Source organism: Dietzia lutea (assembly GCF_003096075.1).
Taxonomy (GTDB): Bacteria; Actinomycetota; Actinomycetes; order Mycobacteriales; family Mycobacteriaceae; genus Dietzia; species Dietzia lutea.
The window spans coordinates 219,932-231,506 of record NZ_CP015449.1 but is presented as its reverse complement, the minus strand read 5'-3'; the positions used below and the strand labels follow the sequence as shown (position 1 = coordinate 231,506).

General features: G+C 65.6%; 10 protein-coding genes and 1 pseudogene. 5 read left to right on the top strand and 6 right to left on the bottom strand.

Annotated elements, in window-relative coordinates; translation table 11 throughout:
• The first annotated feature begins 443 nt into the window (after positions 1–443).
• A complete protein-coding gene (locus A6035_RS01035; protein WP_108846257.1) occupies positions 444–1,220 on the top strand; it encodes an SDR family NAD(P)-dependent oxidoreductase in 777 nt (258 codons plus the stop codon).
• 424 nt (positions 1,221–1,644) lie between these two features.
• On the opposite strand, the gene A6035_RS01030 is transcribed toward A6035_RS01035, so the two are convergent.
• The 4 genes from A6035_RS01030 to A6035_RS01015 form a co-directional block, all read right to left on the bottom strand.
• Complete coding sequence (locus A6035_RS01030) at positions 1,645–2,166, bottom strand: DUF4365 domain-containing protein (protein ID WP_159149681.1); 522 nt, start codon at positions 2,164–2,166, stop codon at positions 1,645–1,647.
• Between the two features lie 58 nt (positions 2,167–2,224).
• Entirely contained in the window at positions 2,225–3,163 is a 939-nt protein-coding gene (locus A6035_RS01025; RefSeq protein ID WP_108846255.1) for an IS3 family transposase, read from the bottom strand.
• Between the two features lie 35 nt (positions 3,164–3,198).
• Entirely contained in the window at positions 3,199–4,299 is a 1,101-nt protein-coding gene (locus A6035_RS01020; RefSeq protein ID WP_235026836.1) for an IS110 family RNA-guided transposase, read from the bottom strand.
• Between the two features lie 196 nt (positions 4,300–4,495).
• Positions 4,496–4,801 carry a transposase gene (locus tag A6035_RS01015; protein ID WP_165928558.1) on the bottom strand — a complete coding sequence of 102 codons (306 nt, stop codon included), beginning with the start codon at positions 4,799–4,801 and terminating at the stop codon, positions 4,496–4,498.
• A gap of 173 nt (positions 4,802–4,974) precedes the next feature.
• Here A6035_RS01015 and A6035_RS01010 point away from each other — a divergent pair, with 173 nt between their 5' ends.
• Positions 4,975–6,288, top strand: a complete 1,314-nt coding sequence (locus A6035_RS01010) for an ISL3 family transposase (protein ID WP_108846253.1) — start codon at positions 4,975–4,977, stop codon at positions 6,286–6,288.
• Between the two features lie 33 nt (positions 6,289–6,321).
• Here the strand turns inward: A6035_RS01010 and A6035_RS01005 are convergent.
• Together A6035_RS01005 and A6035_RS01000 are read right to left on the bottom strand one after the other, a co-directional pair.
• Positions 6,322–6,513: pseudogene (locus tag A6035_RS01005) on the bottom strand (ISL3 family transposase); the annotation flags it as partial.
• A gap of 468 nt (positions 6,514–6,981) precedes the next feature.
• Positions 6,982–8,496 carry an IS1634 family transposase gene (locus tag A6035_RS01000; protein WP_244192484.1) on the bottom strand — a complete coding sequence of 505 codons (1,515 nt, stop codon included), beginning with the start codon at positions 8,494–8,496 and terminating at the stop codon, positions 6,982–6,984.
• A 74-nt stretch (positions 8,497–8,570) separates the two neighbouring features.
• Between A6035_RS01000 and A6035_RS00995 the strand changes: the two genes are divergently transcribed.
• The 3 genes from A6035_RS00995 (at position 8,571) to A6035_RS00985 (ending at position 11,544) form a co-directional block, all read left to right on the top strand.
• The gene (locus A6035_RS00995) at positions 8,571–9,467 is read left to right on the top strand and encodes an SDR family NAD(P)-dependent oxidoreductase (RefSeq protein ID WP_108846251.1); all 897 of its coding nucleotides are present in this window, start codon (positions 8,571–8,573) and stop codon (positions 9,465–9,467) included.
• A 2-nt stretch (positions 9,468–9,469) separates the two neighbouring features.
• Positions 9,470–10,423 (top strand): alpha/beta hydrolase, encoded by a 954-nt coding sequence (locus A6035_RS00990; RefSeq protein ID WP_108846250.1) that lies wholly within the window; start codon positions 9,470–9,472, stop codon positions 10,421–10,423.
• 149 nt (positions 10,424–10,572) lie between these two features.
• Positions 10,573–11,544 (top strand): alpha/beta hydrolase, encoded by a 972-nt coding sequence (locus A6035_RS00985; protein WP_108846249.1) that lies wholly within the window; start codon positions 10,573–10,575, stop codon positions 11,542–11,544.
• Positions 11,545–11,575 lie beyond the last annotated feature (31 nt).

Here is an 11,575-nt window from a genome sequence, read left to right as displayed (position 1 = left end):
GCCCGAGGCGGTGGAAGGCCCCGTCGACCCATGTGGGGAAGGGGCCTTCACCACCGAGGAGCGTCCCGCCGGCGACCGCCCAGGTCCTCCACGTGAGGTGGGGGGCGCCGTTTCGGAGACAACCTGGCGCACCGCCAGGCCTCCGGCGGCCGAACCGCTGTGAGCCCCTTGAGGCTTGAGGCCTTGAGACGGGAGTTGCGCCGAAGGCGGGGGTGCCCGGGTAGTCGCACACGCGGTGCCGCGCTTCGAATGCAAAGCAGGCGGCCCCTCGCGTGTCGATGTGGTCGGGCATGAAGTGCTCCGGCGCCAACGAAGGGGCTCACTTCTTCCCTGCTGGCGACGTACTGTAACTATTCAACGCCTGAAGTTACGAGAGGGTTTGACTTCGGGCACCATTTCCGGTCTCGCATCGCCAAGACCGCCAACGCACTAGAAAGGCCGCCATGCAGTTGAAAGACCAGCGAATTGTCGTCACCGGAGCCGCCCGAGGAATCGGAGCCACGCTCATGACCGGTTTTGCCCGCGCCGGAGCAAAGACGGTTGGGCTCGACCGCGACGGGGCGGGAGCCGAGGAAGTCATCGCACACGCCGACGTCGACGGATCCGGCAGCTTGAGCGCCATCACGTGCGACTTGACTAGCCGCTCCGAGGTCGAGTCCGCCTTCGAAGAGGTGGCCAACAGACTCGGCGGCCTCGACGTCCTGGTGCACGCGGCCGGCGTGGAACGCAGATGCCCGGCCGAGTCGATCACCGACGAGGCCTGGGACGAGGTGCTCGAAGCCAATCTGCGCTCGACCATGCTGACGAACCAGGCTGCCTTCCCTCTGCTACGCGATAGTGGCGGCGGGAGAATTCTCAACTTCGGTTCCGACTCGGGCTTGAAGCCGTATCGGGAAGGGGCTCACTACTCGGCGTCGAAGGCCGCCGTCATGGCGTGGACACGCACCGTCGCTCACGAGTGGGGCCAGTACGGGATCACGGCCAACTCGGTGCTCCCGGCGATTCGCACGCCGATGTACGAAGAGTTTCGGGGGCGGCGCTCGCCGGACGAACTGGCCACACACGATGCGAGAATGAGTATGGAGATTCCGATGGGCGGCAAGCTCGGCGATCTTGAGAAGGATCTGCTGCCCGTCATGATCTTCTTCGCCAGCCCCGACGCGCACTTCGTCACCGGCCAGCTGATTCCCATCGACGGGGGCAAGTGCCAGGTGCGGTAGAAGTCGACTGCGATCTTCAGTGCATCTCTGTCTATCGGCTGCGCCGTGGGTCGGGTTCGCTTGACCCGGACCGCGCGGACTGGAGCGCGTCGCCGTCGGCTCGACTGACGTCGCTATCGACTGGGCAGCCGGCGGGAGTGGTAAGCCAAACGCTCCCGCCGGCGGCCCCTCCAATGCTTCGAACCGGCCCGGCTTGATCGCCCGGAACCTGAGGAACTCGTGCTGGCTTGGGGCCCGTCCCGGTTCTGCTCTACGTCCTGGCGCTCACTTGTGTCGGATGGCGCGGCCAGTCGCGTCGTGTAGCGAGAGAAGTTGCGCCGAGGCCGCGCGAGCCCGCCAACGGATTGAATCGCGCACTCCCCCACCGCCGATAATGTTGGATTCTGTGGTCCCCAGATCGTCTACAACCCCCGGCCCGTACTGGTCAGGCGAGCTCGGGGTGAGCGTGCTGCATCAGCCGATGAATGTGATCGGAGTCTGCAGACCACTCCGCAAGCTCACCCCGCCAGGCTTTACGAACGTTGAGTCCGTACTCGGGTGCACTCTTGCCCCCAGGGTAGTCATAGTTGGTTAGCGGTGGACGAGGAGACCTCCACTCGGTGGCGGGGACGAAGTACACCTGCGGCTGATCATCGAGTGAGTTGCCGTAGACGACAAGAGCCAGAACCGTCCACGGCTCCAACCCGAACGTCCACTTGCGCATAAACACATAGCTACTGGTGGTGTGCCGGACAGCCTTCACCTGGACCGCGACGTGGTGGCCATGCCCAACGTCGACGAGGAGATCAACGCCCCTGTCATCGGCAAGCGGCCGGTAGACCTGATATCCGAGCAGTGCGATACGACTCGCAATTAGTAACTCAGCAGCGGCCCCAAGCGCCAGTTTCTGCGGAGTCGCTGCAAACTTTGGGATCTGCGCCTCAGCAAGCGGCTCTTCGTTCACCATGCCAACCATTGGCGGTCGTCAGCATCAGGTGTCAAGCCCCGGGTTTTGTAGAGGGTGGTTATCTGGCGTCGACGAGGTCGTCGACGGTTTCGGGTGACGGTTCGACCGCGGCGTGTTGGGCTTCGTATTCGGCGGGTGGGACGTAGCCGATCTCGCCGTGGATCCGGCGGTGGTTGAACCAGTCGATGTATTCGGCGACGGCGATTTCGAGGTCGTCGATGTCTCGCCATGGCCCCTTGTGGCGGTTGCGGATGAGCTCGGCCTTGAACAGGGAGTTGAACGCCTCCGCGAGCGCGTTGTCGTAGGAGTCGCGGCGTGAGCCGACGGAGGCCACCAGGTCCTGTTCTTCGAGGCGTTCGGTGTAGCGCAGCGCCCGGTATTGAACGCCGCGGTCCGAATGATGGATCAGGCCGCTCAGGTCGTCGCCGGCGTGGGTGCGCTGCCAGATCGCCATGTTCAGCGCGTCCAGCGCTAAGTCGGTGTAGAGGTTCTTGGACAGCTGCCAGCCGACGACCATCCGTGAGTAGACGTCGATGATGAACGCCGCGCACACCCACCCGGCGTACGTGCGGACGTAGGTGATGTCGGCAACCCACAGTTGGTTCGGGCGCTCGGCGACGAACTTGCGTTCCACCAGGTCAGCGGGCCGCTCGGTCTCAGCCTTCGGGCGGGTGGTCCGCGGGGACTTGGCCCGTTGGACCCCCTTGAGACCTTCAGCGCGCATGAGGCGTTCGACGGTGCAGCGGGCGACCTGGTGGCCAGCGCGGACCATCTCCTTCCACATCTTCCGGGCGCCGTACACGTGGTAGTTCTCCTCATACATCGTGGTGATCGCGGCCGTCAGTTCGGCGTCGCGAACCGACCGCGCTGACGGCGGCCGGGTCTTGGCGGCGTAGTAGGACGACGGCGCGATCGCGGCGCTGGTCTCGGCCAGTGCGTCGCAGATCGGCTGGACACCGTGTTCGTCCTTGTGGCGGTCGATGAACTCGACCTTCAGCGCTGTGGACGGTCCAGCTCCGCGATGCTCCTATGTCAAGCCTGCTGTAACGCGGCCGCCTGCAGAGCAGGGATCGTAGTGCGTGGCGCCGCAGGCGGAGGCGGTGACATGGCGTCAAGCGGGGCGCGTTTTGCGTCGGCGCGCATCGCGGCGAACACCCGGTCGGATATTCGGCGGCGGAGCAGTCGCAAGGCCTCGGTGCGGGTCTTGCCGGCCGCGATGAGCTTGTCGTAGTAGGCGGTGCCTTCGCCGCCGAGCCGCAGCTGGGTCACCGCGGCCATGTGCAGCGCGGTGTTGATGCGCCTATTACCGCCCCGAGACAGCCGGACGCGGACCTTGTTGCCAGACCACACGGGGATCGGGGCGGTGCCGTTGAACCGGGCGAAAGCGTCTTTGGACTTGAACCGCCTGACCCCGGCAGTCTCGCCGATGATCATGGCCGCCCCCAGGACCCCAAGCCCCGGGACCTCAAGCAGGAACGGATGATCGGCGCGCACCAGCTTGCTCAATCGGCTCTCGATCTCGTTGATTCGTCGAGTGAGTGACCGGATGTCTTCCAAGATGTCGCGCGCGATCTCCGGCACCACCCCGGTGTGGTCGTCCAGGTGGGCGATCAGCTCATCGAGAAGATGGTAGCGACGCAGCGCCCGGGAGGGAATCTCCAGGTCAGGGTCGATCTCGTGCAGGAACCAGCGGACCTTGGACTGCAGTGCGGTACGGCGGGAGACCAGGCTGCGACGGTGATCGGACAGCAGCTTGATCTCCCGCGCCGGCCCCGGCAACTCGGCCGTGGGCAGGTCACGTTCCCGCAGAGCAACACGCGCCACGGCCTCCGCGTCGATCGGGTCGGACTTGCCGGGTTCGCGACCCGATCGGCGCATACCCGCCATCAGCCGGGAGTGGACTCGCACGACCTTGTGCCCGGCGTCGAGCAGGTCGGCTTCCAGGCGCCGGGTCAGGTGCCGGCAGTCCTCGACCGCGATGATCACCTCCTCGAACTGCTCGAGCCAGGTCATGGTCTTCTGATGCCCAGCCGCCCGAGCCTCGGCCGTGAGGACATCGATCCTCCTGCCGACCTTGTCGACAGCGACGAGCGTGTGCCAGTTCTTGTGGGCATCAATTCCGATGACAGTCACCGCGGACCTCCTCCTGCTGCGTACCGTGCAGTGCGGCATCGCCGACCGAGGTCGGGCACGCCTCAGTCGGGCAGGATGAGCGAGCAAGCTCCTATCAGGCCACGGCCTTGATCAGCGATGCACACCCGGTGGAGCGGCACATCGCGGACAAGCCACCTACGGCAGCAAAGAAATGAGCCAGCACCACCGGGCACCATCATTTTGGTACTGAAGCGAAGAAAGCCGACGCCTGCTTCAAGATCGTGTTTGCCCGCCGCAGCTCGCGGTTCTCCTTCTCCAGCTGGGCCAGGCGGGCGTCGCGATCGGCGGACACCGACGAGGCGTCTTGGCCCTCGGCCTGGGCTTTGCGCACCCAGGTCCGTAGCGCTTCGCGGTGCACGCCGAGCTGCTCGGCGACCCGCACGATCGCACCGTGTGAGCGATCGGGGTCAGCCAAGGCTTCCAACGCCATTCGTGTGGCTCGTTCACGAAGCTCGTCTGGGTACTTGCGAGGTGCTCCCATGGTTCTGATGATCCCTTCCCGGGTATTCGATGTCTCCATCAAACCGGCCCTTCCGGATCCGGAGTGCATAGCTGGGGTTCGCCGGTGATGCGGTGAGGCACAAGATGTAGGGGTCCTGGGGCGTGTGAAGATGCAGGTTCTCACGCCTCGCATCGAACACCCCAGGACCCGCTTTGAACGCTACCGCCAGCCTGCTTGCCGACACCATCTGCCGCACCGTCGAGCTCGGGGTGACGATCACCGACGCCGCTGTGGCCGGCGAGTTCACGCACCTGTTCTGCTCCCCGGTGATGCTCGACCCGATCTGCGGCGAGTGCGGGATGGCGGGGCGGCTGCGAGACCACGTCCAGCGGAAGGTCACGGATCTTCCGATCGTCGGGCATCCCACCAGACTGCACGTGCGGGTACCGCGCTTCACCTGCGACAACACTGACTGCAGCACCAGAATTTTCCAGCAGCGGATGCCGGCGTTGGCTGAGCCGCGGGCCAAGACCACCCGCCGCTGCAGCCGCTGGATCCTGCAGCGCCTGGCGATCGACCGCACCAGCGTGTCCGCCGTGGCCAAGGCCCTCGGGCTGGGGTGGGATTTGGTCAACGACCTCGCGGTCTCCGAGACCCGCGCCATGGTCTACGACCAGCCCGGACACTTCGACGGCGTCCGCATTCTCGGGGTCGATGAGCACAAATGGAAGCACGTGCGCGGCGACGGCAGCAGTTCGTTCGTCACCGTGCTGGTCGACCTCACCCCGGTCGGGGACGGCACCGGCCCCTCTCGTCTGCTGGACATGGTCCCGGGCCGTTCGGCGAGGGTCCTCACCGAGTGGCTCGACGCCCGTGACCAGACATTCCGGGACCGAGTCAAGGTGGTGACGATGGACGGGTTCGCCGGCTACCACACCGCCGCAGCCAAGGCCGTCCCTGAAGCGCGGACGGTGATGGATCCGTTCCACGTCGTGCATCTTGCCGCCGACAAGCTCACCGTGTGCCGCCAGCGCATCCAGCAGGACACCACCGGGCACCGGGGACGCACGGGCGATCCGCTGTACGCCACCCGCCGGACGATGAACACCCGGGCTGAGCTGCTGACCGACAAGCAGAAGGTCCGCCTGGTCAAAGCGTTCACCGCCCATGATGCGCACGCCGCAGTGGAGGTCACCTACGGCGTCTACCAGCGGCTCATCGCCGCCTACGAAGCCTCAGGCAAGCGGGAGGGCAAGATTGCGATGTACAAGCTCCTGCGCTCGGTCCGGGCCGGGGTGCCCAAGGAGTTGCCCGAGCTCGCGCAGCTCGGCCGGTCGCTGTGGAGGCGGCGCCGCGAGATCCTCGCCTACTTCGACGTGGGCGCCTCCAACGGCCCCGTCGAGGCCATCAACGGACGCCTCGAACACCTCCGCGGAATAGCCCTGGGCTTCCGGAACCTCAAGCACTACATCTTGCGGTCACTGATCCACTCCGGCCAGCTCCAGGACCGGATCAACGCACTCTAAAACCGGAAGAGCCATCAAACCCGGGGCGATTCAATCCGTGACCTTCCGCTGGACGTGGTCTCGCAGCCGCCCCGCCATCCCGCACTCGCCGCAGATCGGGTCGAGCATCACCGGGGAGCAGAACAGGTGCGTGAACTCGCCGGCCACAGCGGCGTCGGTGATCGTCACCCCGAGCTCGACGGTGCGGCAGATGGTGTCGGCAAGCAGGCTGGCGGTAGCGTTCAAAGCGGGTCCTGGGGTGTTCGATGCGAGGCGTGAGAACCTGCATCTTCACACGCCCCAGGACCCCTACATCTTGTGCCTCACCGCATCACCGGCGAACCCCAGCTATGCACTCCGGATCCGGAAGGGCCATTAATTGTCGTTATGTAAAGTCGATGGAACTTTACAGGCGCTCCCGTATATAGAGAAGTTCCGGGCGAGTTGTAGGTGCCGCGGTCTCGACCCTTCCCCGAACCGCTTGCGCACTCGTGCCCGGCACTCGTTCTCGAACAAATTCGTCGCGAGTTGTCAGCCGTCAGCGGATCTCCCTGCGCGAACGGCGGGTTGCGAGCGGGAAATCCGCCGTACACGGCGGTGTTCTACCTCACACCCCTTCGCGACACTTGAACACAGCGCCGCGGTAGTCGCCACGGCGGATGTTTAGGGAGTGTCACCATGGTCTGGCCAGCATCAGACCTGAGTTGGACCTCCTTAGTGCCCCGCTGAAATGGCGCTGGTGATGGCTTGGGCCTCGTCGTCCAGCGGAGTTCGGGCGGTGAGTTCGTGGCCGTCGACGTCGATGATGACGGTGTGGATCCGACGCAGGATCCGCACGATTTTCTTGATCGACATGCCGGTGCGGTTCTGCAGGTGGCGGGCGATCGCGAGGGCCGCGAAGACGATGGTCAGGTGTGCTTCTATCGAGTCGCGGGTGCGGTGAAAGATCGGCCGTGCTTTCAGATCCGATTTGGCCATTCGGAACGACTGCTCGACCTTCCACAAGTCGTGATAGGCGGCTACGACGGCGTGGCCATCCATGGTCTTCGGGTCGATGTTGGTGACGTAGCCCTTGTAGCCAGCGGACTGTCGGGCTCGTTCGATGAGCGCCTCGTCCAGGGCGACGGTTTGGCCGGTGACCTTCACGAATCGCTGCTTCTTCAGCGGTTCCGCCCGGTCAGCGACCCTTTGGGCGCGGTCGATCTGCGCGTTGAGCGTGCGGCGATCCCGCTGAGCGCGTTGCCACTTGTAGTGCCACACCGCCCTGCGGTCGCGCCGATCCCGACCTTGGCCCATCGGGCGGGTCAGCTCCACGACCTCGCCGTCATCGATGGCGTTGCCACGGCGGCCGAAGTGGTCCTCGAGCTCTTTCGGGGCCTTCGAGGTGCGGGAGGCGACGATGAACGACAGACCGGCATCCTCTAGGGCGTTGAGGTTCGCCGCCGACAGCATGCCCGCATCGGCGACGACAACCATGTCGGCTATGTCATGGCGCTGCTGAAAGGCCGTGATGACCGGGATCAACGTCTTCGTCTCGGCCTTGTTGCCCTCGAAGACGTGAATATCCAGCGGAAACCCGTCCCGGGCCACCAGCAGACCGACGGTGATCTGCGGGTCGACGCGGCGTTCCTTGCTCATGCCGACCTTGCGCAGGCCGTCTTCCTTCTCGGCCTCGAAGTACAGCGTGGTCAGGTCGTACAGCACCAGGGCGACGCCCGGGCCGCCGGCGGCGGTGACATGCTCCCAGCACGCGGTTGCCAGCACAGTACGGTAATCGCGTTCGACGCAACGAGCCAGTGCCCTCTTGATGCTCGACAGATGCGGAGCATCAACGCCGATGTCGTCCAGGACGCGAGGTGTATCGAGCTTGCTGGTCGGCTCGACCAGCCGGACGCACACCAGCGTCTTGAACGTCTCGTCGGCAACGGCATCGAACCCGAGTGCGTCGAAGGTGCTGGTCAACGTCTGCCACAGCAGTTCGCTGGAGTGTCGGCGCACTACCGCATCCCCGCCGGAACGAACTTGCGCCTCCGGTCCCAAGCCCAGGTCCAGGGACTGTTGACCGGCGTGGATTTTGCCCCTGGCCACCGCGATCAACGCCGCCAGCTCGCCCTCGGTGTGCGCGGATCCGATGTGCTCCAAGATCCTGCGCTGACCGCGGACCTTCTCCACGATCTGCACAGCCGTCGCTCCCGACGACGTCTTCACCTTCCGCACGAACGGGCTCACACCCCCAAACTACAGCCCGGCTAGTGCCCCGAACCTCCGACCTGAATTCCGCTGACCAGCAACGATGAACACCGGTGGCCCCGAAACCCCATCAAGAGGTCCAACTCAGGTCAGAAGCAGCGTTTATCACCGGTGGGGCGTCCGGGATCGGCCTCGGGATCGCCAGGGCGCTGGTTAGTGCCGGTGCGAAGGTTGCCATCGCCGACGTCGACGCCGACCGACTCGATCAGGTCGCGAGGGAGTTGACCGAGTCGGGTGGCACCGTGATCGCCGTGCAGCTCGACGTAAGCGACGCCGAGGCATGGGAGGCCGCTGCCGATGAAGCCGAGGCGGCTATCGGACCGATCTCGATTCTGTGCAACATCGCCGGTGTCAACGGAGGCGGCACGATCGAGGACACGCCATACAAGGTTTGGCGCTGGGTGCTCGGGGTCAATCTCGACGCGCAGTACCTCGCTGTCTCGACCTTCCTGCCTCGTTTCAGGTCGCGCGGCACACGCGCCCACATTCTTAACACTGCGTCGATTTCCGGCCTCATCGCAATGCCCCACGTCGGCGCTTACACCGCGTCGAAGTTCGCCACCGTGGGCTTCACTAAGGTCCTCCGCCACGAACTCGCGGATAGCCCTGTTGACGTCTCGCTACTGATTCCCGGCTCCGTCGCCACCCGCATCAATTACACCGCGGGCGAAGCCGAAGCGCGCCTTCTCGGGCGGGAGGCGAAACGCGAGGTTATCGAGGCCAATCACGCTCTACTCGCGAAAGGAGCTGACCCCGACTCTGTCGGAGAGCAGGTCGTAGAGGCGCTGCAGAACCGCCAGTTCGTGATCGTCACCCACCGCGAGTGGGGCGAGCTCTACCGCAAGGACAGCGCGGACATCGACGAGGCCTACGACAAGTTCGACGGCCGCCATGGCCCCGACACGACGGCCCAGTTGCTACTCGCGGGCACCAACCCGGTCACGGCCTGAACATGCGCAGACCACCGTTCGACCCCGAGCTCGAGGCCGTGCTCGCCCTAGTCAACGACCAAATCAAGACGATCACGCCCGAGATGATCCCTGTGCTTCGTGCCGCTGGCAATCAGGCGGAAGCTGTAAACGACATGCTCCAAGCGGCCGGCGTCGCACGACGCGACATCACCATCCCCGGCCACGAAGGCGCACCACTCAAGGCCACCCTCTACGCCCGGGCTGACCGTGCTGGCACCGGGCCGGGTATCTACCAGCTCCACGGCGGGGGCATGGTCATGGGCGATGCCACCACCGGGGTCAGCCACTTTCTGCCCTGGATCGTGGAGCACAACGCCGTCGTCGTCGCTCCCGAATACCGCCTTGCGCCGGAGTTCCCCGACCCTTACCCGATCGAAGACTGCTATGCCGGCCTCGTCTGGACCGCCGAGAACGCAGTCGGCCTGGGCATCGACCCTGACCGATTGCTAATCACCGGGGCGAGCGCCGGCGGCGGACTGGCGGCCGGCACAGCGCTGCTGGCCCGCGATCGCGACGGTCCACGCCTGATCGGGCAGCTGCTGATCTACCCCATGCTCGACGACCGCGATGCAACGGTGTCGACGCAACAGTACGACGGCGTCGGCCTGTGGACTCGCGAAAGCAACCTGACTGGCTGGAACGCTCTGCTGGGCAAGCGGCGCGGCACCGATGCCGTCTCGCCCTACGCAGCCCCAGCACGCGCCACGGACTTCTCCGCGCTCCCGCCAGCCTACATCGACTGCGGGTCGGCCGAGGTCTTCCGTGACGAGGACGTCGCCTACGCGACCGCGCTATGGCACTCCGGGGTTCAAGCGGAGCTGCACATATGGCCCGGCGGGTTCCACGGGTTCGACATCCTCGCCCCACACACTGCGATCGCCCGCGCCATGACAACCGCGCGCAACGCCTGGGTCGCGCGCGTCTTCAGCGACTGATCGCTCAAGCGAATCCAGTACGTGCCCACCGCCTAAACCGTTATTGCCAGCAGGGATGGGTTCTCCGTGAAACAGACCCCACAACACGACGCGGTCCTTAACCAGTTCATGCCCAACGTCACCCTGTCCTGCATCTAGGAGGAACACCCATGATCACGTTCAACGACACGCCCCCGTGCCCGCCCGTCGACCCGGACCTCGCACCGGTTTTTGAAGGGATGGCCGCGGTAGTACCGCCGCTGACCGCTGCGACCCTCGGCGACCTTCGCCAATGGGGCGAGCAGCTACCTCGGCCCGACCTGACTGCCAATGGCAGAGTTACGGTCACGGAGCGCGAGATCCCCGGTCCGGAAGGCGCGCCCGACCTTGCGGTGACGATCCTGTCGCCAGCAGACGGCTCCACGGGTCTGCCGCTCGTCTACAACCTGCACGGCGGCGGCCTGGTCATGGGCGACCGCTACCTCTACCTCGACCAGTTGGTCCCCTATGTCGCCCAGGGGACCGCCGTGGTGATCTCGGTCAGCTACCGATTCGCTCCCGAGCACCGCGCACCTGCGCAGGTCGAGGACGCCTACGCCGGGTTGGTTTGGGCGGCTAAGAACGCCACCGAACTCGGGGTCGACCCCCAGCGCATCATCGTCACGGGAATCAGCGCCGGCGGCGGCCTGGCCCTCGGCATCTCACTGATGGCGCGAGATCGCGGCTTCCCCACGATCACGCATCAGGTGCTGATTGCCCCGATGACCGACGATCGCTTCGACCTGCCGAGCACGCGCATGGTCGATGGAGGCCCAAGCGACCGTAACGACATGGCCTTCATGTGGGACGCGGTCCTCGGTCCCGATCGCGAGGCCGCGGACATCCCGCCGTACACCGTCCCGGCCCGGGTCGCGGACCTCTCCGGCCTCCCCCGGACCTACCTCGACGTCGGCAGCGCCGAGCCCTTCCGCGACCCAGTGCTGGAGATGGCGATGCGCCTCTCGCAGGCTGGCGTCGTCGTCGACCTGCACCTGTGGGGCGGCGGCTACCACGGCTTCGACCTCAACGCCCCGGACGCCCCCATCTCCCGTGCGGCCCACGCAGCACGCCACGAGTTCTTTGCCCGAGCACTCGGAGCTTGATCCCCTTCCCCAGACGACCAACCTCGGACAG

Coding starts and splice junctions, on each gene's coding strand:
- A6035_RS01035 (WP_108846257.1), top strand. CDS start 444: ATGCAGTTGAAAGACCAGCGAATTGTCGTCACCGGAGCCGCCCGAGGA.
- A6035_RS01030 (WP_159149681.1), bottom strand. CDS start 2,166: ATGGTGAACGAAGAGCCGCTTGCTGAGGCGCAGATCCCAAAGTTTGCA.
- A6035_RS01015 (WP_165928558.1), bottom strand. CDS start 4,801: ATGGGAGCACCTCGCAAGTACCCAGACGAGCTTCGTGAACGAGCCACA.
- A6035_RS00990 (WP_108846250.1), top strand. CDS start 9,470: ATGCGCAGACCACCGTTCGACCCCGAGCTCGAGGCCGTGCTCGCCCTA.
- A6035_RS00985 (WP_108846249.1), top strand. CDS start 10,573: ATGATCACGTTCAACGACACGCCCCCGTGCCCGCCCGTCGACCCGGAC.